This is a genomic window from Mycobacterium sp. WMMD1722 (genome assembly GCF_049315205.1).
Classification (GTDB): domain Bacteria; phylum Actinomycetota; class Actinomycetes; order Mycobacteriales; family Mycobacteriaceae; genus Mycobacterium.
Genome location: NZ_CP186056.1, coordinates 1,365,430 through 1,392,268 on the forward strand (window position 1 = coordinate 1,365,430; position 26,839 = coordinate 1,392,268).

At 68.7% G+C, this 26,839-nt stretch carries 27 protein-coding genes; 6 read left to right on the top strand and 21 right to left on the bottom strand.

What is annotated here, in order from left to right:
* Positions 1-48: 48 nt before the first annotated feature.
* The gene (locus ACN27E_RS06310; RefSeq protein WP_422747485.1) at positions 49-906 is read left to right on the top strand and encodes a hypothetical protein; all 858 of its coding nucleotides are present in this window, start codon (positions 49-51) and stop codon (positions 904-906) included.
* 9 nt (positions 907-915) lie between these two features.
* On the opposite strand, the gene ACN27E_RS06315 is transcribed toward ACN27E_RS06310, so the two are convergent.
* The 9 genes from ACN27E_RS06315 to ACN27E_RS06355 all read right to left on the bottom strand — a co-directional run bounded on the left by ACN27E_RS06315 (position 916) and on the right by ACN27E_RS06355 (position 9,739).
* A complete protein-coding gene (locus ACN27E_RS06315) occupies positions 916-1,956 on the bottom strand; it encodes a ferrochelatase (protein ID WP_422747487.1) in 1,041 nt (346 codons plus the stop codon).
* A 13-nt stretch (positions 1,957-1,969) separates the two neighbouring features.
* Positions 1,970-2,779 (bottom strand): NADH-dependent enoyl-ACP reductase InhA, encoded by an 810-nt coding sequence (inhA, locus tag ACN27E_RS06320; protein ID WP_422747489.1) that lies wholly within the window; start codon positions 2,777-2,779, stop codon positions 1,970-1,972.
* Positions 2,780-2,797: 18 nt separating this feature from the next.
* Entirely contained in the window at positions 2,798-3,514 is a 717-nt protein-coding gene (fabG1, locus tag ACN27E_RS06325) for a 3-oxoacyl-ACP reductase FabG1 (protein WP_422747490.1), read from the bottom strand.
* A 39-nt stretch (positions 3,515-3,553) separates the two neighbouring features.
* Positions 3,554-4,561 carry a VWA domain-containing protein gene (locus ACN27E_RS06330; RefSeq protein WP_422747492.1) on the bottom strand — a complete coding sequence of 336 codons (1,008 nt, stop codon included), beginning with the start codon at positions 4,559-4,561 and terminating at the stop codon, positions 3,554-3,556.
* 23 nt (positions 4,562-4,584) lie between these two features.
* Positions 4,585-5,532 carry a DUF58 domain-containing protein gene (locus tag ACN27E_RS06335; protein ID WP_422747494.1) on the bottom strand — a complete coding sequence of 316 codons (948 nt, stop codon included), beginning with the start codon at positions 5,530-5,532 and terminating at the stop codon, positions 4,585-4,587.
* Positions 5,529-6,695: an AAA family ATPase gene (locus ACN27E_RS06340; RefSeq protein ID WP_422747495.1), complete on the bottom strand. Its 1,167-nt coding sequence runs from the start codon at positions 6,693-6,695 to the stop codon at positions 5,529-5,531. Before ACN27E_RS06340 ends, ACN27E_RS06335 begins: the two co-directional genes overlap by 4 nt.
* Before the next feature lie 139 nt (positions 6,696-6,834).
* A complete protein-coding gene (gene ripB, locus ACN27E_RS06345; RefSeq protein WP_422747497.1) occupies positions 6,835-7,557 on the bottom strand; it encodes an NlpC/P60 family peptidoglycan endopeptidase RipB in 723 nt (240 codons plus the stop codon).
* Entirely contained in the window at positions 7,551-8,993 is a 1,443-nt protein-coding gene (ripA, locus tag ACN27E_RS06350) for an NlpC/P60 family peptidoglycan endopeptidase RipA (RefSeq protein WP_422747499.1), read from the bottom strand. The genes ripB and ripA overlap by 7 nt, the downstream gene beginning before the upstream one ends.
* A 200-nt stretch (positions 8,994-9,193) precedes the next feature.
* A complete protein-coding gene (locus ACN27E_RS06355; protein ID WP_422747501.1) occupies positions 9,194-9,739 on the bottom strand; it encodes a DUF6676 family protein in 546 nt (181 codons plus the stop codon).
* Positions 9,740-9,939: 200 nt separating this feature from the next.
* Here ACN27E_RS06355 and acnA point away from each other — a divergent pair, with 200 nt between their 5' ends.
* A complete protein-coding gene (acnA, locus tag ACN27E_RS06360) occupies positions 9,940-12,783 on the top strand; it encodes an aconitate hydratase AcnA (RefSeq protein WP_422747503.1) in 2,844 nt (947 codons plus the stop codon).
* Between the two features lie 4 nt (positions 12,784-12,787).
* Positions 12,788-13,366, top strand: coding sequence for a TetR/AcrR family transcriptional regulator (locus tag ACN27E_RS06365; RefSeq protein WP_422747505.1), 579 nt, complete (start codon positions 12,788-12,790; stop codon positions 13,364-13,366).
* Here ACN27E_RS06365 and ACN27E_RS06370 read toward each other — a convergent pair.
* From ACN27E_RS06370 to ACN27E_RS06420, 11 genes are all read right to left on the bottom strand, one after another.
* Positions 13,356-13,553 (bottom strand): helix-turn-helix domain-containing protein, encoded by a 198-nt coding sequence (locus ACN27E_RS06370; protein WP_422747508.1) that lies wholly within the window; start codon positions 13,551-13,553, stop codon positions 13,356-13,358. The genes ACN27E_RS06365 and ACN27E_RS06370 overlap by 11 nt on opposite strands.
* Positions 13,554-13,656: 103 nt before the next feature.
* A complete protein-coding gene (locus ACN27E_RS06375) occupies positions 13,657-15,291 on the bottom strand; it encodes an ABC-F family ATP-binding cassette domain-containing protein (RefSeq protein WP_422747510.1) in 1,635 nt (544 codons plus the stop codon).
* A gap of 19 nt (positions 15,292-15,310) precedes the next feature.
* The gene (locus tag ACN27E_RS06380) at positions 15,311-16,129 is read right to left on the bottom strand and encodes an enoyl-CoA hydratase (RefSeq protein WP_422747511.1); all 819 of its coding nucleotides are present in this window, start codon (positions 16,127-16,129) and stop codon (positions 15,311-15,313) included.
* A gap of 25 nt (positions 16,130-16,154) precedes the next feature.
* Positions 16,155-16,520, bottom strand: a complete 366-nt coding sequence (gene trxA, locus ACN27E_RS06385) for a thioredoxin (RefSeq protein WP_422747513.1) — start codon at positions 16,518-16,520, stop codon at positions 16,155-16,157.
* A gap of 53 nt (positions 16,521-16,573) precedes the next feature.
* Positions 16,574-16,921, bottom strand: coding sequence for a metal-sulfur cluster assembly factor (locus ACN27E_RS06390; RefSeq protein WP_422747515.1), 348 nt, complete (start codon positions 16,919-16,921; stop codon positions 16,574-16,576).
* Positions 16,918-17,376 carry a Fe-S cluster assembly sulfur transfer protein SufU gene (gene sufU / locus ACN27E_RS06395; RefSeq protein ID WP_422747518.1) on the bottom strand — a complete coding sequence of 153 codons (459 nt, stop codon included), beginning with the start codon at positions 17,374-17,376 and terminating at the stop codon, positions 16,918-16,920. Before sufU ends, ACN27E_RS06390 begins: the two co-directional genes overlap by 4 nt.
* Positions 17,376-18,629 (bottom strand): cysteine desulfurase, encoded by a 1,254-nt coding sequence (locus ACN27E_RS06400; protein ID WP_422747520.1) that lies wholly within the window; start codon positions 18,627-18,629, stop codon positions 17,376-17,378. The genes sufU and ACN27E_RS06400 overlap by 1 nt, the downstream gene beginning before the upstream one ends.
* A 1-nt stretch (position 18,630) precedes the next feature.
* Entirely contained in the window at positions 18,631-19,413 is a 783-nt protein-coding gene (sufC, locus tag ACN27E_RS06405; RefSeq protein WP_422747522.1) for a Fe-S cluster assembly ATPase SufC, read from the bottom strand.
* Positions 19,414-19,415: 2 nt separating this feature from the next.
* A complete protein-coding gene (sufD, locus tag ACN27E_RS06410; protein ID WP_422747524.1) occupies positions 19,416-20,609 on the bottom strand; it encodes a Fe-S cluster assembly protein SufD in 1,194 nt (397 codons plus the stop codon).
* A complete protein-coding gene (sufB, locus tag ACN27E_RS06415; RefSeq protein ID WP_422747526.1) occupies positions 20,609-22,039 on the bottom strand; it encodes a Fe-S cluster assembly protein SufB in 1,431 nt (476 codons plus the stop codon). The genes sufD and sufB overlap by 1 nt, the downstream gene beginning before the upstream one ends.
* On the bottom strand, positions 22,036-22,764 hold the full coding sequence (locus tag ACN27E_RS06420; RefSeq protein ID WP_422747528.1) for a helix-turn-helix transcriptional regulator: 729 nt from the start codon (positions 22,762-22,764) through the stop codon (positions 22,036-22,038). Before ACN27E_RS06420 ends, sufB begins: the two co-directional genes overlap by 4 nt.
* Before the next feature lie 67 nt (positions 22,765-22,831).
* On the opposite strand from ACN27E_RS06420, the gene mptB reads away from it, so the two are divergent.
* Genes mptB through ACN27E_RS06435 form a run of 3 tightly spaced genes read left to right on the top strand, consistent with a single transcriptional unit; the run spans position 22,832 to position 26,237 of the window.
* Positions 22,832-24,541, top strand: a complete 1,710-nt coding sequence (gene mptB / locus ACN27E_RS06425; RefSeq protein WP_422747530.1) for a polyprenol phosphomannose-dependent alpha 1,6 mannosyltransferase MptB — start codon at positions 22,832-22,834, stop codon at positions 24,539-24,541.
* Complete coding sequence (locus tag ACN27E_RS06430) at positions 24,538-25,470, top strand: ABC transporter ATP-binding protein (protein ID WP_422747531.1); 933 nt, start codon at positions 24,538-24,540, stop codon at positions 25,468-25,470. The genes mptB and ACN27E_RS06430 overlap by 4 nt, the downstream gene beginning before the upstream one ends.
* Positions 25,467-26,237 carry an ABC transporter permease gene (locus ACN27E_RS06435; RefSeq protein WP_422747532.1) on the top strand — a complete coding sequence of 257 codons (771 nt, stop codon included), beginning with the start codon at positions 25,467-25,469 and terminating at the stop codon, positions 26,235-26,237. Before ACN27E_RS06430 ends, ACN27E_RS06435 begins: the two co-directional genes overlap by 4 nt.
* Here ACN27E_RS06435 and ACN27E_RS06440 read toward each other — a convergent pair.
* Entirely contained in the window at positions 26,205-26,834 is a 630-nt protein-coding gene (locus ACN27E_RS06440) for a hypothetical protein (RefSeq protein WP_422747534.1), read from the bottom strand. The genes ACN27E_RS06435 and ACN27E_RS06440 overlap by 33 nt on opposite strands.
* Between the last annotated feature and the right edge of the window lie 5 nt (positions 26,835-26,839).

Genomic DNA, 26,839 nt, shown 5'->3' on the forward strand with positions numbered 1-26,839 from the left:
AGCGCGTGACCGGCTCGGGCCGCGGCGAACAACTACACTGCCTGCATCATGTGGTGTCCGAGTGCAACCCTTGCGATGTGGGCCAATGCTTGGTCGGCCGGAGCCGCCGCGCCCGACGACGTCCTCGACGCACTCTCGGCCTGGGCGCCAAGGCATCTCGTGACGGCGTACGATTCCGCCGCGGCGAGCCGCACGGGTCTGCCGTGGCCCGATCTGAACGACTCCGGCGGGGTTTCGCTGCTGCAGACGGTGCGCACCGCGGCCGGGCCCACCCCGGGCGGTCCGGCCGTCACGGTGGCCCTGCCCGTGCCCGGCGACGTCCGCGGCCTGCCCCCGGGCTCCCAGTTCCAGCGCGATGCGATCGCCGTCGGCGAGGCGCTGATCGTCACCGATGTGCACCACCCGTCGAATGCGGTCGGTCTGGTCCCAGACTTCGAATTCGACGAACCCGGTGACGACGCGGAGTTCGACCCGGACGTCTCGGCGCTGTCCTGGACAGTCTACTCGGCGCCGGGGACGCCGCCGTCCGAGCACATCGACCTCGGTGAGGCCGAATACGAGCTGCGTTCGGCGGTGCGTGCGGCCGCCGATGCGCTCGGTGCGCTGCGGGCGGGCGCGGCCGGCGCCGACGTCGACGATCCCCGCGGCCTCGTCGAGCAGGTGCTCGAGAGTGGGCGGGCGCACCGGCTGCCCGAGCATGCGCCGACCCGGGCGGTGCGGGTATTGGAGAACGCCGCGCACGTCGATGCGATCATCACGGTCAGCTCGGGTCTGATGCCCATCGGTCTGCAGAGCTCCTCGGAGGTGCAGATCGCCAGCGACGCGCTGCGCCCGCTGGTGGCCGTGGTTCGCAGGGCGCGGCTGGCCGCGCTGAACGCGGTCCTCTATTCGGCGTGGCAGCGCTGAGGGCCCCGGTCAGTCGCTGAACACCGCCACGCAGCGCGGCGAGTTCCGGCACACCGTGCCGTCGACCGCGTGGCCGCAGCCGGGGACCGGGTCGGCACCCGCGACACGGCTCGGCGGGCGGCCGGTCTCGAGTTCGTCGACAAGGTCCAGGGCCAGGCGCGCGTAGCGCCGGTCGGCGTTGGGGGTGGCGGCGCGGGCGAACGCGACGCCCAGCTCCGCCGCCTGCTCGGCGACCTCGTTGTCGAGATCCCACACCACCTCGATGTGGTCGGAGACGAAGCCGATCGGCACCACGATCACCGCCCGCACGCCGCGCCCGGCCAGCGCGTCGAGATGATCGCCGATGTCGGGTTCGAGCCACGGGATCCGCGGCGGACCGGACCGCGACTGCCACACCTGGTCGTAGTCGGAGTATCCGGCCGCGGCCGCCACCAGCCGGGACGCGTAGCCGACCTGGCGGCTGTAGAGGTGCGGACCGTGCCGTTCGTCGGCGGCGGTGGGTACCGAGTGTGCAGTGAAGATCAGCCGGGCCTCGTCGCGCAGCTCGGCCGGAAGTGTCTGCGCGGCAGCCGAGATCGCCTCGGCGAACATCTCGACGAACAGCGGGTGATCGAAATAGTGGCGCAGCTTGACCAGTTCGGGGGCGCCTGCGCCGGCCGCCGTCCGGCCCCGGGCGATGTCCTCGTTGTACTGCGTGCAACTGGAGTAGCCGCCCCAGGCCGAGGTGGCCAGCACCGCCGCGCGGCGCACCCCGTCGTCGCGCATCCGGCGCACCGTGTCCTCGACGTAGGGCGCCCAGTTGCGGTTGCCGAAGTACACCGGCAGATCGCGGCCCTGTTCGGCCAGCTCGGCCTCGATCGACGCGATCAGCGCGCGGTTGATGCCGTTGATCGGTGACACCCCGTCGAAGTGCAGATAGTGCTCGGCGACGCTCTCCAGCCGCTCGCGCGGGATACCCCGGCCGCGGGTGACGTTCTCCAGGAACGGCATTACCTCGTCGCGCCCCTCCGGCCCGCCGAAAGACAGCAGGAGCAGCGCATCGAAAGACACAGCAGCCGTCCGATCAGAGCAGCTGTGTGCTGGCGCCGCCGTCGGCGTAGACGACGGTTCCGGTGGTGGCCGGCAGCCAGTCCGACAGCAGCGCGCACACCGTCTTGGCCACCGGCGTGGGATCTTTCATGTTCCAGCCCAGCGGCGCGCGCTGATCCCAGCCCTCTTCGAGCAGCTGCATCTGCGCACCGGCCTCGTCGCCCAGTGCCCCACCGACGATGGCGCTCATCGCCAGAGTCCGGATCGGTCCCGCCGCAACGAGATTCGACCGGACCCCGTACGCACCGGCCTCACGGGCGACGAAGCGGTTGACCGACTCCAGGGCGCTCTTGGCCACCGTCATCCAGTTGTAGGCCGGCATCGCGCGGGTCGGGTCGAAATCCATGCCGACGATGCCGCCGCCGGAGTTCATCACCGGCAGCACGGCTTTGGCCAGCGAGGCATACGAGTAGGCGGAGATGTGGATGCCTTTGGCGACATCTTCATAGGGCGCGTCGAAGAACGGGTTGATGCCCATACCGGTCTGGGGCATGAAGCCGATCGAGTGCACCACGCCGTCGAGTTTGTTGCCCGCACCGATCTCGGCGGTGATGCGCTCGGCGAGCGTGTCGAGGTGCTTGTCGTCCTGCACGTCGAGCTCGAGCAGCGGCGGCTTCGACGGCAACCGGTCGAGGATGCGCTCGATGAGCCGCAGCCGGTTGAAGCCCGTACAGATCACCTCGGCGCCGGCCTCCTGCGCCACCTTGGCGATGTGGAACGCGATGGAGCTGTCGGTGATGATCCCCGTGACGAGGATCCGCTTGCCTTCAAGAATGCCTGTCATGACGTGTCCTTATCTGTCTCAGTGACCCATGCCCATGCCGCCGTCGACCGGGATCACGGCGCCGGCGATGTAGCTCGCATCCTCCGACGCCAGGAAGCTGACCGCCCCGGCGACCTCCTCGGCGGTGCCCACCCGCTTGGCCGGGATGAACTCCAGCGCACCCTCCTGGATCCGCTCGTCGAGTGCCCGGGTCATCTCGGTGTCGATATAGCCGGGGGCCACCACGTTGGCGGTGACGCCGGCCTTGGACAGTTCGCGTGAGATGGAGCGGGCCATCCCGATCAGGCCGGCCTTGGCGGCCGCGTAGTTGGATTGATTGCCGATCCCCCACATCCCCGACACCGACCCGATGAAGATGATCCGGCCGAACCGCTTGCGCTGCATGCTGCGTGACGCCCGCTGGGCCACCCGGAACGCACCGGTGAGGTTGGCATCGATGACGTCGGTGAACCGGTCCTCGGTCATCCGGATCAGGAACGCGTCCTTGGAGATGCCGGCGTTGGAGACCAGCACCTCCACCGGGCCCTGGTGTTCCTCGACCTCGGTGAAGGCGCGGTCGACGGCGGCGCTGTCGGTCACGTCACATTCGACGCCGAACAGACCGTCGGGCGCCCCGGATCCGCGGTGGGTGACGGCGACCCGGTGGCCGTCGGCGGCCAGCCGCTGCGCGATGGCCAGACCGATGCCGCGGTTGCCGCCGGTGACCAGGACGGAACGCGATACGAATTCGGGCATGCCCGCCAACTTAGTGCCTGCCCTGCTCGCGGCCGAAATCTACCCGGGCAGGCGGCGGTTGAGCAGCAGCGCCGCCAGCGCCGAGATCGCCAGCACCAGCGCACCCAGCCGCAGCCAGCCGACGCTCGCGTCACCCTTGATGGTCTCGTAGCCGATCTGCTGTTGCAGATTGGCGTACACCTCGCGGAGCTGTTCGAGGCTGGACGCGGTGAACGCCTCACCGTCGGACAGATCGGCGATCTTCTTGAGCATCGCGTCGTCGACCGGCACGGGCTGGCGCTGGTCGTTGATCTCGACGTAGCCGTACGGGGTGCCGAACGAGATGGTCGAGATCGGCACGCCCTGGTCCTTGGCCGTACGGGCGGCGGTGAAGGCGCCCTTGGGATTGTCCGGATTCGACGGCACGGTCTCCTTGCCGTCGGAGAACAGCACGATGCGCGCGGGCGGGTTCTCGTCGCCGCCACCGATCACGGCGCCGACGGTGGCGATGGCCTGCAGCGCGGTGAAGATCCCTTCACCGGTGGCGGTGCGGTCGGCCAGTTGCAGCTTGTCGATCGCGACCTTGGTGGCCTCGCGGTTGGTGGTCGGTGAGACCAGCACGGTCGCGGTGCCGGCGTAGGCGATCAGGCCGAGATTGATCCCGGGGGTCAGTTCGTCGGCGAACTGTTTGGAGGCCTCCTGCGCGGCGGCCAGCCGGCTGGGCGCCACATCGGTCGCGCGCATGGACTGCGAGACGTCGATGACGAGCATCACCACCGCCCGGTTGCGCGGAATCCGGACGTCGTGGGTGGGCCCGGCCATCGCGACGGTCAGCAGCAGCAGCGAGGCCACCAGCAGGATCGCCGGCAGGTGCCGCCAGCGGTTGGGTCGCTTGGGGGCCACGCTCTCGAGCAGTTCCATGTTGGCGAAGCGCAGCATCCGCTTCTGCCGGGCGGTCTGCACGATCACGTACAGGCCGACCAGTCCGGCGATGGCCAGCAGGAACAGGAAGAACCACGGGTGTTCGAAACCCGAGAGCGACATCGGGCCGAGCAACGGTAACGTCATGTGTGACTTATCTTTTCGCTTCTCTAGCGGGCAGCCATGGCGCCGCGGCGCCGGTTGGCGACGAACCGGACCACATCGGCGATCCAGTCGCGGTCGGTGCGCAGCGTCAACAGCGGGGCGTCACAGCGGCGCAGGGTGCGGGCCACCTCGGTCCGGTGCTGGGCGGCGGCGCGCTCGAAGTCGTCGCGCAGCCGGTGGTCGATGGTGAATTCGCGGGTGACGCCGGTCTCGGTGTCCTGCAGGATGACGTCCCCGACGTCGGGTAGCTCGATGTCACGCGGATCGAGCACCTCGATGCCGAGCACCTCGTGGCGTCCGGCGATCGCGCGCAGCGGACGCATCCAGTTGATCGGCCCGAGGAAGTCGCTGATGATCACCGCCATCCCGCGCCGACGCTCGGGCCGGCGCAGCGAGTCGATCGCTTCGGCGAGATTGCCGCGCACCCCGGCCGGCGCCCGCGGCGTGGTGGCGATGGTGCGCAGCATCTCCTGTTCGTGCATCCGACCCGACAGGGCAGGCACCCGCCGCGTGGTCTCGCCGTTGGAGATGATGGCGCCGATCCGGTTGCCACCACCGCTGTTGAGGAAGGTGATCGCGGCCGCGGCGGCGACCGCGAGATCGCGCTTCTCGCAGCCCGCGGTGCCGAAATCCAGACTGGCCGACATGTCCACCACCAGCCACGTCTCGAGCTCGCGGTCGGCGATCATCGTGCGCACGTGCGGGATGGTGGTGCGCGCGGTGACCGACCAGTCCATCCGCCGGACGTCGTCACCGGGCTGATAGATCCGCGATTCGCCGGGTTCGGAGCCGGGCCCGGGGATGAGGCCGAGATGGTCGCCGTGCAGCACGCCGTCGAGCTTGCGGCGGACCGTCAGCTCGAGTTTGCGCAGCGCGGCCGACAGCGCCGGATCGCGGATCTCACCGCGTTCCAGGGACGGCAGGTCGACGGATCGGCCGGTCGAGTCGGTCACCGACCGCCCGCCGCGCCGGCACCGGCCGGGACTACCGAGGGCACCGAAGGCCCTTGCTGCGGAATGGCGTTCACCTGGGGCAGCGCGACGGTCTGCATGATCCGGTTGATCACGGTCTCCGAGGACACCTCGTCGGCCAGTGCGTCGTAGGTCAGCACCAGGCGGTGGCGCAGCACGTCGGGGATGACCTCCACCACATCCTGCGGGATCACATAGTCGCGTCCGCGCACCAGCGCCAGCGCCCGGGAGGCGGCGATGATGCCCAGCGAGGCGCGCGGGGAGGCGCCGTAGGCGATCCACGCCTTGGCGTCGGGCATCCCGAACTTCTCCGGTTCGCGGGTGGCGGTGACGATGCGCACCACGTAGTCGACCAGCGCGTGGTGCACGAAGGTGTTGGCGGCGACGTCCTGCAGCCGCAGCAGGTCACCGGGGCCGAGGATCTGCTTGGGCTCCGGCGGCTTGACGCCCATCCGGTAGATGATCTCGCGCTCTTCCTCGGGCGACGGGTAGTCGATGTTGAGCTTGAACAGGAAGCGGTCGCGCTGCGCCTCGGGGAGCTGGTAGACGCCCTCCTGCTCGATCGGGTTCTGGGTCGCCATCACCAGGAACGGCTGCGGCAACGGGAAGGTCTTGCCACCGATGGAGATCTTGCGCTCGGCCATCACCTCGAGCAGTGCCGACTGCACCTTGGCCGGCGCGCGGTTGATCTCGTCGGCCAGCAGGAAGTTCACCACCACCGGGCCGAGTTCGATGTCGAACTCCTCCTTGCCCTGCCGGAAGATGCGGGTGCCGATGATGTCGGTGGGCACCAGGTCGGGGGTGAACTGGATGCGGGCGAACGAGCCGCCGACCACCTTGGCGAAGGTCTCCACGGCCAAGGTCTTGGCGACGCCGGGCACCCCCTCGAGCAGCACGTGCCCCTTGGCCAGCAGCCCGACCAGCATTCGCTCCACCAGCCGGTCCTGACCGACGATGATGCGCTTGACCTCGAAGATGGCCCGCTCCAAGGTGGTCACCTCGCCCTGCAGACCGCCGGCGGGAGACTGCGCCTGCGCCGGGGACTGACCCTGCGGCGCGGCGTGGGAGCCGGCGGGATAGCCCGGTGCGGGGTTCTGACCGGAAAAGTTTCCGGCGCCCTGCGGCTGCCCACTCGGTGACGTCATCGAGATCCTCCCACTGTCTTTCGCTTCAAGGCGTGCTGCAGGCGTATCCCACGTCAGCGCCCGGCGCCGGGGCGCCCGCCGTCAACTATTCCAGGCACCGGAGAATCCGTCGACGTGCCCTCTGGCGCGGCGGGCGCGCTCAGGACTCGATGATGCGGGCGACGTAGGGCTGCAGCCCGGCTTTGCGCAGGGGGCTGACGGTGACCTTGCCGGCGCTGCCCGACGATTCGAGCATCTGTCCGTTGCCGAGGTAGATCGCGACGTGCTGGCTGCCGTTGGGTCCCCAGAACAGCAGGTCTCCGCGCTTGCCCTGGGCCAGCGGGACCTTGCGCCCGGTGTTGTACTGGTCCCCGGAGTACTTGGGGATCAGCACGCCGACTCCGGCGTAGGAGAACTGGGTGAATCCCGAGCAGTCGTATCCGACGGTGTTGGCACCGGAGTCGATGCCGGTACTCGGTCCGTTGGGCTTGCCGCCGCCCCAGGAGTAGGGCGTACCCATCTGGGATGCGCCGCGGCGGATGACGTATTCGATCGCCTGCGGTCCGCGCACCCGCCCTGGAGCCACACTGGACACCGAGGGGCTGACGATGCCGAGCTTCTCGAGGAAGCCCCGGCCCAACTCCATGGTCGTCTGGGTGGCCTGTGCGGTGGCGGCCAGCGACGCGTTCGCGATCGCCAGCGGGTCGCCCGGGGCGCCGGCGCTGAGCAGTTTGGGCAGCGTCGGATCCCACTGGCCGTCATCCGGCTGGGCGGCCGCCGTGGCGACGGCGCCGAACAGCATCACCACCGCGGCAAGCAGCGCGGCTATCGACCGAGCCCATCGAGAAGCAAAGCGGCGCAGCGACATCGAGAATTTCACCATTCGATCAATCGGGTGGCGTACGGCGTCATGCCGCTGGTGCGCACCGGGGAGACCTTGACCACCGAGCCGGTGTAGGGCGCCTCGAGCATCTGCCCGTTGCCCAGGTACAGCGCGACGTGCTGGCTGGCGTTCGGGCCCCAGAAGAGCATGTCGCCGCGGCGCATTTCGGAGCTGGGGATCTTGCGGCCCGCGTTGTACTGCGAGCCCGAGTAGTGGTCGAGTTTGATGCCGACGCCGGCGAACGCGTAGAGCATCAGGCCCGAGCAGTCGAAGCCGACGGTGCCCGCCCCGGAGTCGATACCGTTGCTGGGGCCGGCCGCGTTGCCGCCGCCCCACGAATACGGCACACCCTGCTGGGACATCGCCCGTTTGATGACGTATTCGGTGGCCTGCTGGCCGTAGACGCGCGGGATGGCGCCGTTGTTGGTGTAACCGCTCGGGGTCGGGATCAGCCCGAGCTTCTGCAGGAAGCCGCGGCCCATCTGCTGGGTGACCTGCGCGGAGGTCGACGTGATGCCAAGCACCGCGTTGATGATCGCGATGGGGTCACCGCTGACGAACGCACTCGGGATGGCCGGCAGCGTGGGATCCCAGGCCGGGATGTCCCATTTGGCCGCCCCGGGCGCCGGGGCGCCGGGGGCCCGGTCCCAGTTGGTGGCCGCGCCGGGTGCGGGCGCGGGGCCGGCGGCCTTCTGCACCGGAGCCGACGCGGGCTGCGCCGGGGCGGACGGTTGGGCGGCCTTGCGGACCTCGTCGAGACGGGCCTGGGCGGCGGCGCGTTCGGCGACGAGCCGGTCGAGCTGGGCCTGCTGGTCGCCGAAGGTGCGTTGGGCCGACCGCAGCGCCTCGACCGCGGTGGCCTGGCTGGCCTCGGCGTCGGCGGCGGCCTGATCGGCCTGCTGCTTGGCCAGGCGCGCGGCCGACTCCCGGTTGATCTGCTCGGTGCGGGCGCGCTGCAGGTTGGCCATCACCTGCGCGGAACTGACCGACAGGGTCTGGGCCACGGCCGCGGTGTGCAGCACGTCGGCGGGGTCGGCACCGGTGAGATACGACGACGACGGCCCGTTGACGTAGGTGGCGGCGGCGAACTCGTCGAAACGCTTCTGCGCGTTGGCGATCGCGATGTTGGCATCCTCGACGCCGACGCTGGACTCCTCGAGGTCGCGCTGGGCGGCCGCCGCGGCGTCACGCGCGTTCTGGACGTCGAGGATGGCCTTGTTGACGCTCTCCTGCTGGGTCTGCACGGCGGCGCCCAGATCCTGCAGCTGCTGGTTGGCGTTGGCGACCGCGGCGACCAGCGGGCCGATACCGTCCGGATCGGCCGAGGCCGGGGTCCCGCTCCACAGCGCGGTGGTGACGAGCATGCCTGCGGTCAGCGGAAGCGCATAGGCCCTGCCGTAGCGGCGAGAGGCTGAGGCGCGAGTGGAGCGCTTCATTCGACTCAGATCTCCTCGGGGCTCGATGCGAAACCGTTGCGCAGTTGTCACATTAAGCACAACTACAACAGGGGTACCGAATGCACCGTACGTCACAAAAGTCGCTAAAGAAACTTTCGTCACAAATTACAATGTTGTAATTGCGCGCACCGTTATCGAATGGTGATATCGCCATTCCCGGCCCTCGGCCGGGATGCCGATCAGCGCTGGTCAGCGGGGGTGTCGGCGGCCTGTTCGGCCGGCGTCGGCGCGGTCACGCGTTTACCCCAGACCTGCAATAACCGGGTGCCCACGGCGGCCACGGCGACCAACACGACCAGCACGATCGTCAATAGCGTCCACGGGAAGTCGTCGGTGGTGATCTGGTCCAGGAAATTCTGCGCCGACTGCACCGGGTTGCCGGTCTTGGCCAGATCCTGGCCCGCCTCCAGGGTCACCCGGTCGATCGATCCACTCCAGGTCCCGGCGAATGACGGGCTCAGCGCGAGCACGGTGGCGTCCGGATAGGCGATGCCGACCTCGGTCGCGATATCGCGCAGCGGGGTGTCGAGGTGCGGATCGCGATCGATGACGACGATCTTGAGATCGATACCATCGGCCCGCGCCTCGGACACGACCTGGCGCAGCGCCGCCTCATCGGTACCGGGCGGTGCGCTCACCCCGTCGGCACCGACCTCGGCGAGCACCTGGTCCATGTCGAGGTCAGGCGGAATGAACCCGGGCAGAAACGGGAGAACCTCTGGCATGACACCAGCCATCACATCGGGTGCCGTCACAGGTGAGCACGGTACCTCGCGAGCGGGTACCCCGACGCCAGCACCCGCCGGGCAGCGACCAGACTGTTACCCGGTTTCCGCGCGGCCTGGAGTGTATTGCAGGACAAGCGTACTGTTAACATCAGGCGCCGCGACACAGCCCGTCGCGGCGAGAACTATCGGGAGTTGATGTGAGCGAAAAGGATTCGTCGAAGAACTCATTCGATGCCCGCGACACCCTCGAGGTCGGGGACAAGTCGTACGAGATCTACCGGCTCGATGCCGTGCCCGGCACCGAGAACCTGCCGTACAGCCTGAAGGTCCTGGCCGAGAACTTGCTGCGGACCGAAGACGGCTCGAACATCACCAAGGACCACATCGAGGCCATCGCCAACTGGGATCCCGAGGCCGAGCCGAGCATCGAGATCCAGTTCACCCCGGCCCGGGTCATCATGCAGGACTTCACCGGCGTGCCGTGCATCGTCGACCTGGCCACCATGCGCGAGGCGGTCGGCGACCTCGGCGGCGACCCGCAGAAGGTCAACCCGCTCGCCCCCGCCGATCTGGTCATCGACCACTCGGTGATCGCCGACCTGTTCGGCACCGCCAACGCGTTCGAACGCAACGTGGAGATCGAATACCAGCGCAACGGCGAGCGCTACCAGTTCCTGCGCTGGGGTCAGGGCGCGTTCGACGACTTCAAGGTCGTCCCGCCCGGCACCGGCATCGTGCACCAGGTCAACATCGAGTACCTGGCCAGCGTCGTGATGGAGCGCGATCGGGCCGGCGAAGTTGGGGGCGAGACCATCACGGTGGCCTACCCGGACACCTGTGTGGGCACCGACAGCCACACCACCATGGAGAACGGCGTCGGCGTGCTCGGCTGGGGCGTCGGCGGTATCGAGGCCGAGGCGGCCATGCTCGGCCAGCCGGTCTCGATGCTCATCCCCCGCGTCGTCGGGTTCAAGCTCTCCGGTGAGCGCCGCCCCGGCGTCACCGCCACCGACGTCGTGCTCACCGTCACCGAGATGCTGCGCAAGCACGGCGTGGTCGGCAAGTTCGTGGAGTTCTACGGCGAGGGCGTCGCCGAGGTGCCGCTGGCCAACCGCGCGACGCTGGGCAACATGAGCCCGGAGTTCGGTTCCACCGCCGCGATCTTCCCCATCGACGAGGTGACGATCGACTATCTGCGGATGACCGGCCGCAGCGAGGAGAAGCTCGCGCTGATCGAGGCCTACGCGAAGGCGCAGGGCATGTGGCACGACCCGAGCCGCGAGCCGAAGTTCTCCGAGTACCTCGAACTCGACCTGGCCGACGTGGTGCCCTCGATCGCCGGTCCCAAGCGCCCGCAGGACCGCATCGCCCTCGACGACGCCAAGAGCGCGTTCCGCAAGGACATCCACAACTACGTCGAGAACGGCAACTCCGCACCCCACTCCAAGGTGGACGAGGCCGTCGAGGAGTCCTTCCCGGGGAGCGATCCGGTGGCGCTGTCCTTCGCCGACGAGGATTCGGTGGATGTGAAGTCGGCCGCCAATGGCGCGGAGGGCCGGCCGAGCAAACCGGTCACGGTGAAGTCCGAGGAACGCGGCGAGTTCGTCCTCGACCACGGCGCGGTGGTGATCGCGGCGATCACGTCATGCACCAACACCTCCAATCCCGAGGTGATGCTGGGTGCGGCGCTGCTGGCCAAGAACGCCGTCGACAAGGGGCTGACCAGCAAGCCGTGGGTCAAGACCACGATGGCGCCCGGCTCGCAGGTCGTCACCGACTACTACGACAAGGCCGGCCTGTGGCCCTACCTGGAGAAGCTGGGCTTCTACCTGGTCGGCTACGGCTGCACCACCTGCATCGGCAACTCGGGCCCGCTGCCCGAGGAGATCAGTCAGGCCATCAACGACAACGATCTGTCGGTGACCGCGGTGCTGTCGGGCAACCGCAACTTCGAGGGCCGGATCAACCCCGACGTCAAGATGAACTACCTCGCGTCCCCGCCGCTGGTGATCGCCTACGCACTGGCCGGCAGCATGGATTTCGACTTCGAGAACGAGGCCTTGGGCAAGGACGATGAAGGCAACGAGGTCCTCTTGAAGGACATCTGGCCGACCCAGCAGGACATCAACGACACGATCGCGAACGCGATCAACACCGAGATGTTCGTCAAGAACTACGCCGACGTCTTCAAGGGCGACGACCGCTGGCGCAACCTACCCACCCCCAGCGGTGACACCTTCGAGTGGGCCGAGGACTCGACGTACGTGCGCAAGCCCCCGTACTTCGACGGTATGCCGGCCGAGCCGGAGCCGGTCTCCGACATCACCGGGGCGCGGGTGCTGGCCCTGCTGGGCGATTCGGTCACCACCGACCACATCTCCCCCGCCGGCAGCATCAAGCCGGGCACCCCGGCCGCGCAGTATCTCGACGAGCACGGTGTGGAGAAGAAGGACTACAACTCCTACGGATCGCGCCGCGGCAACCACGAGGTGATGATCCGGGGCACCTTCGCCAACATCCGCCTGAAGAACCAGCTGCTCGACGACGTCTCCGGCGGGTACACCCGCGACTTCACCAGGGACGGGGAGCAGGCGTTCATCTACGACGCGGCGCAGAACTACGCGGAGCAGGGCATTCCCCTGGTCGTGCTGGGCGGCAAAGAGTACGGATCGGGTTCTTCGCGCGACTGGGCGGCCAAGGGCACCAGCCTGCTGGGCGTCCGCGCGGTGATCACCGAGTCCTTCGAGCGCATCCACCGGTCGAACCTCATCGGCATGGGCGTCATCCCGCTGCAGTTCCCCGAGGGAGAATCGGCCGCGTCGCTGAAACTCGACGGCACCGAGACGTTCGACATCACCGGCATCGAAGCGCTCAACGAGGGCAAGACCCCCAAGACCGTGCACGTCACGGCGTCGAAGGAGGGCGGCGAGACGGTCGAGTTCGACGCGGTGGTGCGTATCGACACCCCCGGTGAGGCGGACTACTACCGCAACGGCGGGATCCTGCAGTTCGTGCTGCGCAACATGCTCAAGTCGAAGTAGTTTCGTGCCCCGGGTCACCGACGATCATCTGGCGGCGCGCCGCCGCCAGATCCTCGACGGTGCCCGGCGCTGCTTCGCGGAGTACGGGTACAACGAGGCGACCGTGCGACGGCTCGAACAGACCATCGGGCTGTCGCGCGGCGCCATCTTCCATCACTTCCGCGACAAGGACACGCTGTTCTTCGAGTTGGCCCGGGAGGACGCCGAACGGATGGCCGACGTGGCCGCCCGGGAGGGTCTCATCCAGGTGATGCGGGACATGCTCGCCGCCCCCGAGCAGTTCGACTGGTTGGCGACCCGGCTGGAGATCGCGCGCAAACTCCGCAACGATCCGGTGTTCCACCGGGGTTGGGTGGAACGTTCGGCGGAGCTGTCCGCGGCGACGACCGAACGGCTGCGGCGGCAGAAGCAGGCTGGCCGGCTACGCGACGACGTGCCCAGCGACGTGCTGCAGACCTATCTGGATCTGGTGCTCGACGGGTTGGTCGCGCGGTTGGCCTCCGGCGACGATCCGGCCCGGCTCGGCGCCGTCCTCGACCTCGTCGAGGCGTCGGTGCGCCAGCAGAGCGAGCTCAGGAGCTGACCCGGCGGGCGCGGTGGTTCGGTCCCCCGCGGCTGCGCATGGTGGTGCCCGATTCGCGCAGCATGCTGTGGATCGACCCGTAGGACCGGCCGGTCTTGGCCACCAGCGACCGGATGCTCGCACCGCTCTCGTATTCGCTGCGCAGTTCGCTCAGCAGTTGGTCCCGTGACTGATCCGACTTCTTCATCGCATCTCCCCGCTCGTGATGCCCCCGCCTCGCGATTTCATACCCAGCGCGGGCACGGCTAATCGGAGCGTGCGCAATTTCGCGCAACGGTGCGCGAAGTGGATCAGGCGAGTTCGATGAGGTCGCGGTAGTCCTCGGACCAGAAGTCCTCGGTCCCGTCGGGCAACAGCAGCACCCGCTGGGGGTCGAGCGCCTCGGCCGCGCCCGGGTCGTGGGTGACCAGGACGACGGCGCCCTGGTAGCTGCGCAGCGCGTCGAGGACCTGCTCGCGCGATGCCGGATCCAGGTTGTTGGTCGGTTCGTCGAGCAACAGCACGTTGGCCTTGGAGGCGACCAGCCCGGCCAGCGCAAGCCGGGTCTTCTCACCACCCGACAGCGTCCCCGCCGGCTGGTCGAGCTGCGGACCGGTGAACATGAACGCGCCCAGCAGGCCGCGCAGATCCTGTTCGCCGGTGTCGGGTGCGGCGTGGCGGATGTTCTCCCACACCGAGGCCAGGTTGTCGAGGGTGTCGTGCTCCTGGGCGAAGTAGCCGATCTGCAGGCCGTGGCCCGGTTCCAGCCCGCCGGCGTCGGCGTTCTCCACGCCGGCCAGCAGCCGCAGCAGCGTCGTCTTGCCCGCGCCGTTGAGGCCCAGCACGACGACCCGCGAACCGCGGTCGATGGCCAGGTCCAGCCCGGTGAAGATCTCCAGCGACCCGTAGGTCTTGGTCAGTCCCTTCGCGATCAGCGGGGTCTTACCGCAGGGCGCCGGGGTCGGGAACTTGATCCGGGCCACCTTGTCGGCCACCCGCTCGTCGTCCAGGGCGGCCATCATCCGGTCGGCCCGCTTGAGCATGTTCTGGGCGGCGACGGCCTTGGTGGCCTTGGCGCCCATCTTGGCGGCCTGCGCGCGCAGCGCGCTGGCCTTCTTCTCGGCGTTGGCCCGCTCGCGGCGGCGGCGCTGCTCGTCGGTGGCACGGGCGTCCAGGTACTTCTGCCAGCCCATGTTGTAGACGTCGGCCTCGCCGCGGACGGCGTCGAGAAACCACACCCGGTTGACCACGTCGGCGAGCAGATCCACATCGTGGCTGATCACCACCAGCCCGCCGCTGTGGTTCTGCAGGAAGCTGCGCAGCCAGCCGATCGAGTCGGCGTCGAGGTGGTTGGTGGGTTCGTCGAGCAACAGGGTGGTCGACGACGACGCGCCCGCTCCCCCTTCGGACGCGGCGAACAGGATGCGCGCCAGCTCGACGCGGCGGCGCTGCCCACCGGACAGAGTGCGCAGCGGCTGGGTGAGCACGCGTTCGGGCAGCCCCAGGCTGGCGCAGATGCGCCCGGCGTCGGATTCGGCGGCGTATCCGCCCAGCGCCGCGAACCGCTCCTCGAGCTGGCCGTAGCGGCGTACCGCTTTGTCGCGTGCGGCGTCGTCGGCGACCTCGGCCATCAACGCCTGCTGCTTCTCCAGGTCGGCCAGCAGGGTGTCCAGGCCGCGCGCGGACAGCACCCGGTCGCGGGCCAGCACGTCCAGATCGCCCTCGCGGGGGTCCTGCGGGAGGTAGCCGACCTCACCGCTGCGCACCACGGTCCCGGCGTAGGGTTCGCCCTCACCGGCGAGGATGCGCATGGTGGTGGTCTTGCCCGCGCCGTTGCGTCCGACCAGTCCGATGCGGTCACCGGGCTGGATCCGCAGCGCGGCGCCTTCGGTGGAGAGCAGGGTGCGCGCCCCGGCGCGGACCTCCAGGTCCGTTGCGGTGATCACGCGTCGCTCTCCTTATGTCTCAGGGTGTGGTCTTGTCGTCGCTGAAGTGCGCCGGCCGCTTCTCGGCGCGCGCAGCCACCGCTTCTTCGAAGTTCGCGGTGAGCAGGCGCACGTAGAGCTGCCCGAGGCCTTCTGCCTGCATGTGCCCTTCCAGGCTAGCGGCGTCCATCCCACTCCACAGTGTGCGCTTGGTCAACTCGATTCCCGGCCGGGAGAACGACGCGATGCGCTCGGCGACGTCGTAGCACGCCTGGAGCAGGTCCTCCTCGGGCACGGTGCGCGACACCAGCCCGATCCGTTCGGCCTCCTCGGCGGTGACATCGCGGCCGGTCAGCATGATCTCGAACGCCCGTGACGAGCCGATCGCCCGGGGCAGCAGATAGCTGAGCCCGAGTTCACTGGCGGTCAGGCCGTTGTTGATGCCCGCGGCGCGGAAGTAGGCGCCCGACGCGGCCAGCCGGATGTCGGCGGCCAACGCCAGACACAGACCGCCGCCGATTGCGGCCCCGTTGACCGCGGCGATCACCGGCTGGTGCATCTTGCGCAGCGCCAGGATGACGTCGTCGAGCACCTCCATCGACCGCAGCGCGTAAGTGGGCCGGGTCAGCCCCTCCACATGCGGGACCGAGCCGGCCGATTTGTGATCGGCGCCGGAGGAGAATCCGCGCCCGGCCCCGGTGAGTACCACTGCCCGCACCGAATTGTCGTAGGTGAGTTCGCCGAGCACCTCACGCAGCGGGACCATGACGTCGAACGCCATGGAGTTCATCCGTTCGGGGCGGTTGAGGGTCACCAGCGCGACGTGCGGCCGCGGCCGGTCGACGAGAACGTGGGTCACCCGTGCACGTTATCGTGCACGACACTCACTGCGGCTGGCCGTCACCCTGTGCCGCGATCGCGGCGTCGACGTCGAATTCCTTGACCTTCTGGACGAGATCCTCCAGGGCCGCCGCCGGCAGCGCACCGGCCTGGTTGAACACCAGCTTGCCCTTCTTGAAGGCCATCAGGGTCGGAATCGAGCGGATGTCGGCGGCTTGGGCCAGTGCCTGCTCGGCTTCGGTGTCGACCTTGGCGTAGACCACGTCCGGGTGCTTCTCCGAGGAGGCCGAGTACGTCGGCGCGAACGCCCGGCACGGCCCGCACCACGACGCCCAGAAGTCGACGAGCACGATCTCGTTGTCGGTGATGGTGTCGTTGAACTGTTCAGCGGTGATGTCTTGCGTTGCCATGTCTGTCCTAACGCCAGGTCGCCGAGCGGTGTTCCCAGGTCATCCGGGTGGGGCTAGACGGTGAAACCGAGGGCGCGCAGCTGTTCGCGGCCGTCCTCGGTGATCTTGTCCGGACCCCACGGCGGATTCCACACCCAGTTGATCTTGATGTCTTTGACCAGACCGGCGCCGACCAGCGCGGTGCGCGACTGATCTTCGATCACATCGGTCAACGGACAGGCCGCCGAGGTCAGCGTCATGTCGATCAACGCGATATCGCCGCCCTCGGCCTGCTCGACGTCGAGGCCGTACACCAGCCCCAGATCCACGACATTGATCCCGAGTTCCGGGTCGACGACATCGCGCATCGCCTCCTCCAGGTCGGCGAGGAACTCCTCGTTGGGTGCAGCGGTGTCGCTCATCTTCTCTCCTGTACGTCGTGCGTCGCCTGAGCCACGGCATCTTTGAAAGCCATCCACCCCAGCAGGGCACACTTCACCCGCGCCGGGTACTTCGCCACACCCGCGAACGCCACCCCGTCACCGATCAGGTTCTCGTCGCCGTCGACGGTGCCCCGCGAGGACACCATCTCGGTGAACGCGGCGACGGTCTTGAGCGCATCCCCGACGGTCGCCCCGATCACCTGGTCGGTGAGCACCGAGGTGGCCGCCTGGCTGATCGAACAGCCCTGCCCGTCGTAGGACACGTCGACCACCGTCTCACCGTCCTCGGACAGCGCCACCCGCAACGTCACCTCGTCACCGCAGGTGGGGTTGACGTGGTGCACCTCGGCGCCGAACGGATCGCGCAGCCCGCGGTGATGCGGGTGCTTGTAGTGGTCCAGGATCACTTCCTGGTACATCTGCTCGAGTCTCATCAGTCCCGCCCGAAGAACTGCACGGCCCGTTTCACCCCGGCCACCAGCCGGTCCACCTCGTCGAGGGTGTTGTACACCGCGAACGACGCCCGCGCGGTGGCGGCGATGCCGAACCGGCGGTGCAGCGGCCACGCGCAATGGTGACCGACCCGTACGGCCACCCCGTCGTCGTCGAGCACCTGCCCGACGTCGTGGGCGTGCACGCCGTCGACGACGAACGACACCGGTGAGCCCCGGTGCTCCAGCGACATCGGTCCGATGATCCGGACGCCGTCGATCCCGGACAGGCCCTCCAGCGCGGCGGCGACGAGGTGCGCCTCGTGCTCCTGCACCGCGGCCATCCCGATGTCTCCGAGATATCGGGCCGCGGCAGCCAGCCCGACGACCTGGGAGGTCATCGGGGTGCCGGCCTCGAAGCGCTGCGGCGCCGGCGCATAGGTCGCCGACTCCATCGTCACGGTCTCGATCATCGAGCCGCCGGTCAGGAACGGCGGCATCGCCGCGAGCAGTTCACGGCGGCCGTAGAGCACCCCGATCCCGTTCGGGCCCAGCATCTTGTGCCCGGAGAAGGCGGCGTAGTCCACCCCGAGCGCGCCGAAGTCGGTGATCTGGTGCGGCACCGACTGGCAGGCGTCCAGCACGGTCAGCGCACCGACCGCCTGCGCCCGCGACACCAATTCGGCGACCGGTGCGATCGCACCGGTGACGTTCGAATGGTGGCTGAAGGCAACGACTTTCACCCGCTCGTCGAGTTCGAGTGAGTCCAGATCGATGCGTCCATCGTCGGTCACCCCGAACCACTTCGGGGTCGCCCCGGTGCGGCGCGCCAACTCCTGCCACGGGATCAGATTCGCGTGGTGTTCGAGCTCGGTGGTGACGATGACGTCACCCGGACCGACCGAGCGGCCGGTGAACCGGTCGTCGCCCAGTACGTAGGCGACCAGGTTGAGCGCTTCGGTGGCGTTCTTGGTGAACACCAGCTCGTCCGGACCGGCCCCGACGAATGCCGCGATATCGGCCCGCCCCTGCTCGTAGGCGTCGCTGGACTCCTCCATCAACTGATGGGCGCCGCGATGCACCGCTCCGTAGGAGGTGGTCAGGAAATCCCGCTCGGCGTCGAGCACCGGCAGCGGACGCTGCGAGGTCGCACCCGAGTCCAGATAGGCCAGCGTGCTACCGCCGCGCATCACCCGGCTCAGGATCGGGAAGTCCGCCCTGATCGTGGCGAGATCCAGCGTCTGCGCGGCCGTCATGTCAGGCTCCCGCGGTGGCAGCCTGGGTGAAGCGCTCGTAGCCGTTGGCTTCGAGTTCGTCGGCCAGTTCCGGGCCACCCGACTCGACGATCCGTCCACCGACGAAGACGTGCACGAACTGCGGCTCGATGTAGCGCAGGATGCGGGTGTAGTGGGTGATCAGCAGGACGCCGCCGTGTTCTGTCTCCTTGTAGCGGTTGACCCCCTCGCTGACGACGCGCAGCGCGTCGACGTCCAGACCGGAGTCGGTCTCGTCGAGGATGGCGATCTTCGGCTTGAGCAGCCCCAGCTGCAGGATCTCGTGACGCTTCTTCTCACCGCCGGAGAAGCCTTCGTTGACGCTGCGTTCGCCGAAGGCGGGGTCGATGCCGAGGTCGGTCATCGCACCCTTGACCTCTTTGACCCAGTGGCGCAGCTTGGGCGCCTCGCCGCGCACGGCGGTGGCCGCGGTGCGCAGGAAGTTCGACATCGACACGCCCGGGACCTCGACCGGGTACTGCATGGCCAGGAAGAGGCCGGCCCGCGCGCGCTCGTCGATGTCCATCTCCAGGACGTCTTCGCCGTCGAGGGTGATCGAACCGGACGTCACGGTGTATTTGGGGTGCCCGGCGATCGCGTAGGACAGCGTGGATTTACCGGATCCGTTGGGTCCCATCACCGCGTGGGTCTCCCCCGAACGCACCGTCAGGTTGACGCCCTTGAGGATCGGGATGTCGGCACCCTCGGGGCCGCCGTCGGGATTGACGACCGAGACGTGCAGGTCCTTGACTTCGAGTGTGGTCATGTTCAGTCGGCTCTCGATTCGGTGATCGCTAGTTCGCGTTCGATGGCTTCGGTCAGTCGTTCACGCACCGCGGGCACGGCGATCTTGGCGATGATCTCGCCGAAGAAGCCGCGCACCACCAGGCGGCGGGCCTGATCCTCGGGGATGCCGCGGGCGCGCAGGTAGAACAGTTGCTCGTCGTCGAACCGGCCGGTCGCGCTGGCATGGCCGGCGCCGACGATCTCACCGGTCTCGATCTCGAGATTGGGCACCGAGTCGGCGCGAGCGCCGTCGGTGAGCACCAGATTGCGGTTGATCTCGAAGGTGTCGGTGCCGGTCGCTTCGGCGCGGATCAGCACGTCGCCCACCCACACGGTGTGCGCGTCGGGTTTGGCCGAGTCCGGATCCCCTTGCAGCGCACCCTTGTACAGCACATCGGATTTGCAGTTGGGCTGGCTGTGGTCGACCAGCAACCGCGACTCGAAGTGCTGCCCGTCGTCGGCGAAGTAGGTGCCGAGCAGTTTGGCGTCGCCACCGGGCGCGGTGAATCGCACGTTGGCGGTGGTCCGGACCACGTCGCCACCCAGCGTCACATTCACGTGCCCGAGCACCGCGTCCTTGCCGAGGGTGGCGTGGTGGGAGCTGACATGGACCGTGTCGTCAGCCCAGTCGGCGATCCAGATGACGCCCAGGCCGGCCGAGTCGCCGACGACGATCTCGACGTTGTCGGCGTAGGTACCGCTGCCGCGCAGATCGACGACGACGATCGCGCGCGACAGTTCCTCGACCCGGATCTGCAGGTGCCCGTAGGCGACCTGACCTTCGCCGGGGCCGCTGACACCTATCTCGATGGGCTCGGCCACCTCGGTGTCGCGGGCGACGGTGACGATGGTGGCGGTCTCGAACGACGAATACGCCTGAGCCGCAACGCGGTCCGACGGCACACCGCCCTGGCCGAGCCGCTCGTCGGACCGGCTCACGGTCTCGACGGTGACACCCGGGTTCTCCGACACCTCGATACCGGCCTGCGCGGTCGCGGGCGCGGAGCCGTCGTGCAGTCCGCGCAGCCGGCGCAGCGGGGTGAAGCGCCAGATCTCGTCGCGCCCGCCGGGTACCTCGAAGGCGTCGACGTCGAACGACGAGAACAGCTCGCCTTTGTTCAGGTTGAGGACCGAGCCCGACTTGGCCGTGCCTTCAACCGATTCGGTGACTCCCACTAGCCGACGGCCCCTTCCATCTGCAGCTCGATCAGGCGGTTGAGCTCGAGCGCGTACTCCATCGGGAGCTCCTTGGCGATCGGCTCGACGAATCCGCGGACCACCATCGCCATCGCCTCGTCCTCGGTCAAACCGCGGCTCATCAGGTAGAACAGCTGATCGGCGCTGACCTTGGAGACGGTCGCCTCGTGGCCCATCGTGACGTCGTCCTCACGGATGTCGACGTACGGATAGGTGTCCGACCGGCTCACCGAATCGACCAGCAGGGCATCGCATTTCACGCTCGACTTCGACCCGTGCGACCCCTTGTTGACCTGGACCAGGCCGCGGTAGGACGCCCGGCCGCCGCCGCGGGCCACCGACTTGGACACGATGTTGCTCGACGTGTGGGGGGCCAGGTGCAGCATCTTCGCGCCGGTGTCCTGGTGCTGTCCCTCGCCGGCGAACGCCACCGAGAGCACCTCACCCTTGGCGTGCTCGCCGGTCATCCACACCGCCGGGTACTTCATGGTGACCTTGGAGCCGATGTTGCCGTCGACCCACTCCATGGTGGCGCCGGCTTCGGCGCGGGCCCGCTTGGTCACCAGGTTGTAGACGTTGTTCGACCAGTTCTGGATCGTGGTGTACCGGCAGCGGCCGCCGGGTTTGACGATGATCTCGACGACCGCCGAGTGCAGCGAATCGCTCTTGTAGATCGGCGCGGTACAACCCTCCACGTAGTGCACGTAGGCGTCCTCGTCGACGATGATCAGCGTGCGCTCGAACTGGCCCATGTTCTCGGTGTTGATCCGGAAGTAGGCCTGCAGCGGGATGTCGACGTGGACACCCTTCGGGACGTAGATGAACGAGCCGCCCGACCACACCGCGGTGTTGAGCGCGGAGAACTTGTTGTCGCCGGCCGGGATCACGGTGCCGAAATACTGCTTGAACAGCTCGGGATGCTCGCGCAGACCGGAGTCGGTGTCCAGGAAGATGACGCCCTGGGCCTCGAGGTCCTCGCGGATCGAGTGGTAGACGACCTCGGATTCGTACTGTGCGGCGACACCGGAGACCAGCCGCTGCTTCTCGGCCTCGGGGATGCCGAGCTTGTCGTAGGTGTTCTTGATGTCGGCGGGCAGGTCGTCCCAGGTGGCGGCCTGCTTCTCGCTGGAACGTACGAAGTACTTGATGTTGTCGAAGTCGATGCCCTCGAGGTCGGAACCCCAGTTGGGCATCGGCTTCTTGTCGAACGTGCGCAGCGCGCGCAGGCGGATGTCGAGCATCCACTCGGGTTCGCTCTTCTTGGCCGAGATGTCGCGGACCACGGCCTCGGACAGTCCGCGCTGCGCGCTGGCGCCCGCGACGTCGGAGTCGGCCCAGCCATAGCCGTACTTGCCCAGCGAGGCGATGGCCTCTTCTTGGCTGAGCTGAGTCTCGGGGGTGGCGGTCATGTCGACGCTCCTTGTTGCTCTTCGGGTTTCAGCGGTACGTGGGTGGTGCAGGCGCAGTCGCCGTTGACGATGGTCGCGAGCCGCTGCACGTGGGTGCCGAGGATCTCGGCGAACGCCTCGCGCTCGGCCTCGCACAGCTCCGGGAATTCCTCGGCGACGTGCGACACCGGACAGTGGTGCTGGCAGATCTGAACCCCGCCCACCGGCCCACTCATCGGGGTGGTGGTGGTGGCATACCCGGCATCGGTCAGTGCGCCGGCCACCTTGTCAACAGCGTCGGGGCCCGGCTTTACTCCCGCCAGGATGGTGTCGATCCGCCGGCGGGCAAAGTTCCGAACCGCGTCGTCCCCGCCGATCTCGCGCAGTTGACGCATGGCGGCGGCCGCCAGATCGTCGTAGGCGTGCCCCAACTTGGCCCGGCCCGCGGCGGTCAGCCGGTACCGCTTGGCCGGGCGGCCGCGTCCGGTGTGCTGCCAGGCCGCGGCCGCGCTGGCCTGGGCGTCACCGGCCTCGATGAGCGCATCGAGGTGGCGGCGGATACCCGCGGCCGAGATGCCGAGTCGTTCGGCGATGGCCGAGGCGGTGACGGGTCCTTCGAGCAGGAGCTGGATGATGGCGCTGCGGGTGTGGCCGTCGAGGACCGACGCGGCGGTACCCGCGACAGGAGTCTCTCGAACGATTTTCACAACATCATTGTGGCGGAATTCCCTGGGCGCTTCCAGCAAGGTGACCCTTAGTCGGGCGTGATCGTCACGACATCGACCGATTCCCGGCGGCGGCTAGTCTGCTCGAATGGCTCGAGCGGCGGGGCGATTGCAGGCGTTGTCCGCCTCGATCTCGGAATCCCTGTCCGCGTCGGTCAGCCGTTGGCACGGCGACGAGCGCACGGTCGGCTCGCCGCTGAACGAGGCCGAGGTCGCGGTCATGCGCCGCACCCGGCTGTTCGGCGCGGCGGGCACGGTGCTGATGGCCATCGGCGCGCTCGGTGCGGGCGCGCGGCCGGTCGTCCAGGACCCGACCTTCGGCGTTCGGCTGCTCAACCTGCCCTCGCGCATTCAGACGGTGTCGCTGACCATGACGACCACCGGCGCGGTGATGATGGCGCTGGCCTGGCTGATGCTGGGCCGGTTCGCGCTGGGGCCCCGGCGCATGTCGCGCAGCCAATTGGACCGCACACTGCTGCTGTGGGCGCTGCCGCTGCTCATCGCACCGCCGATGTACAGCAAGGACGTCTACTCCTATCTCGCGCAGAGCGAGATCTCTTTGCAGGGCCTCGACCCGTACCGGGTGGGCCCGGCGACCGGGCTGGGACTCGACCATGTGTTCACCCTGTCGGTGCCCAGTCTGTGGCGGGAGACGCCCGCGCCGTACGGCCCGCTGTTCCTGTGGATCGGGCAGACCATCTCCGCGGTCACCGGCGAGAACATCGTGTGGGCGGTGCTGTTCCACCGGTTGGTCGTCCTGCTGGGTGTCGGGCTGATCGTCTGGGCCACCCCACGGCTGGCCCGCCGCTGCGGGGTCGCCGAAGTCAGCGCGCTGTGGCTGGGTCCGTGCAACCCGCTGCTGTTCATGCACCTGGTGGCCGGCATCCACAACGAGGCTTTGATGCTGGGGCTGATGCTGGCGGGCACCGAATTCGCCCTGCGCGGCATCGACTCCGGCAAACGTCTGCTGCCCCGACCGCTGCGCTGGCCTCCCGACCGCGCCGGCTGGGTGCGCTGGTATCCACTGACGATGCTGCTCACGGGCACCGTGCTCATCGCGTTGTCCTCCCAGGTCAAATTGCCGTCCCTGTTGGCGCTGGGCTTCGTCGCGATGGCGCTGGCCTGCCGCTGGGGTGGCACCGCCAAGGCGTTCTTCCTCGCCGGCGGCTCGCTCGGTGCGGTTGCGCTGGCGGTGATGGCGCTGATCGGCTGGGCCAGCGGTCTGGGCTTCGGCTGGCTGTTCACCCTGGGCACCGCGAACGTCGTGCGCAGCTGGATGTCGCCACCGACCCTGATCGCGCTGGGCACCGGTCAGGTCGGCATCCTGCTCGGCCTCGGTGACCACACCACCGCGGTGCTCGCGCTGACCCGTGCGATCGGCGTCAGCATCATCGCCGTCCTGGTCAGCGGTCTGCTCATCGCCGTGCTGCGGGGCAAGTTGCATCCGGTCGGCGGTCTGGGCGTCGCGCTGGGGGCCACCGTGCTGCTGTTCCCGGTCGTCCAGCCCTGGTACCTGCTGTGGGCGATCATTCCGCTGGCCGCCTGGGCCACCCGCCCGGGTTTCCGCGGCGCGACCATCGCGATCACCCTCGTCGTGGGGATCTTCGGCCCCACGGCCAACGGCGATCGGTTCGCGCTGTTCCAGATCGTGATGGCGACGCTGGCCAGCGCGGTCATCGTGGCGTTGCTGATCGGCCTGACGTGGCGCCGGCTGCCGTGGCGACCGTTGTCCCAGACCGGCGTCGACCCACCGCAGGACCGGTCCGCCGCGCCGGGCGAATACGCTGATTCCTCGTGACCTCCGGATCCGATTGCGTCGTGCGCCTGCGCGGCGTCACCAAGCGCTACGGGTCCACGACGGCGGTCGCGGGTCTGGACCTCGACGTGCACCGCGCCGAGGTGTTCGCCCTGCTCGGCCCCAACGGTGCGGGTAAGACCACCACCGTCGAGATGTGCGAGGGTTTCCTGCGTCCGGACAGCGGCGAGATCGAGGTGCTGGGCCTGGACCCGGCCGCCCACAACACCCGCGTCCGGGAACGCATCGGGGTGATGCTGCAGGGCGGCGGCGGCTATCCGGCGGCCCGGGCCGGTGAGATGCTCGAACTCGTCGCCGCCTATGCCGCCGACCCGCTGGATCCGGCCTGGCTGATGGACACCCTGGGTCTGCGTGACGTCGCCCGCACCACCTACCGGCGGCTGTCCGGCGGTCAACAGCAGCGCCTGGCGCTGGCATGCGCGGTCGTCGGACGTCCCGAGCTGGTGTTCCTCGACGAGCCGACCGCGGGTATGGATGCGCACGCCCGCATCGTGGTGTGGGAGCTCATCGACGGGCTGCGCCGCGACGGGGTGTCGGTCGTCCTGACCACCCACCAGCTCACCGAGGCCGAGGAGCTCGCCGACCGGCTGATGATCATCGACCACGGGGCGGCGGTGGCCACCGGCACCCCCGCCGAGCTGATGCGCAGCGGCGCGGAGAATCAGCTGCGGTTCAGCGCGCCGCCGAAACTGGACCTGTCCCTGTTGGTGACGGCGCTGCCGGAGAGCTATCGCGCCTCGGAGACGTCCCCGGGTGAGTATCTCGTCGAGGGCCACGTCGACCCGCAGGTGTTGGCGACGGTCACCGCGTGGTGCGCTCGGCTGGACGTCCTGGCCACCGACATGCGGGTGGAGCAGCGCAGCCTGGAGGACGTCTTCCTCGATCTGACCGGACGGGAGCTGCGGTCGTGACCAGATTCGCGCCGGGGACCTTCAGCCCGGATCCGCGTCCGGCGCCGGTGGCCAAGATGCTCGCCGCGCAGTTCGGGCTGGAACTGCGGCTGCTCCTGCGCAACGGTGAACAGCTGCTGCTGACCATGTTCATCCCGATCACGCTGCTGATCGGGCTGGTGCTGCTGCCGCTCGGCGACTACGGCGACGACCGCGCCGCGACGTTCGTCCCCGCGATCATGGCGCTGGCCGTGATCTCGACGGCGTTCACCGGTCAGGCCATCGCGGTGGCCTTCGACCGTCGCTATGGAGCGCTGAAGCGCCTCGGCGCGACCGCACTTCCGGTGTGGGGCATCATCGCCGGGAAATCGCTCGCGGTGGTGGCCGTGGTGGCCCTGCAGTCGATCCTGCTCGGCGCGATCGGCCTGGCGCTGGGTTGGCGCCCCGAGGTGCTCGGGCTGGCGCTCGGCGCGCTGATCATCGCGCTGGGCACCGCAGGGTTCGCCGCGCTGGGGCTGCTGCTGGGCGGGACGCTGCGGGCCGAGATCGTGCTCGCCGTCGCCAATCTGGCCTGGTTCGTATTCGCCGGCCTCGGCGCGTTGACCCTGGAGGGACAGGCTGTGTCGGCACCGGTGGCCTGGGCGGCACGGCTCACCCCGTCCGGGGCGCTCACCGAGGCGCTGACCCGGGCGATGGATCTCTCGGTGGACTGGTTCGGTATCGCGGTGCTCGCCGGGTGGGGCGGGGTCGCGGCGCTAGCGGCGCTGCGCTGGTTCCGCTTCACCTGAGCTGAGCCCGGGCAGCAGATACTCCAGCTGTCCGACCTCCTCGATGTTGTGCCGGATCCAGGCGGTCAGTTTCGCCTCGGGCATCTTCGCGCCGACCACCCGGTTGACCGGCGCCAGCAGCGGTGCGCGGGCGCCGAGATCCATCACCGTCACGTAGTGCGCGCCGTCGGCGCCGGCCGACCAGGTGTGCTCGAGTTGGAAGACGACGATTCCCGCCACCCGCTTGACCAGTCGGATCCCGGTCTCGTCGAGCTTCTCGACGCGCGCGACCTCGTCGATGGTCAACTCGGGCCGTCCGCCGAACGCCTCGACCATGCGGAAACGGGCACCTTCGCCCGCGCCGCCACCCGGGGCGGGCCTGGCCAGCTCCCACCGGATGTGGTCGATCGGATGCCAGGCCAGATATCGGTCGATCTCCGTCCCGCCGTAGTGCATCGTGGCGCCGAGGTGGGTGAACCAGTCGAGCAGCATCGCCGGGGTGATCCCCGCGAGCGGCCGATGATCGATGGTGACGCGCCGGCGGTGGGCCGGCGCGTGGGTGACACGGACCGTGGCCGAGTCGACGGGTCGAAGCGGATAGCAGACGGGCCGGGCCATGGTCA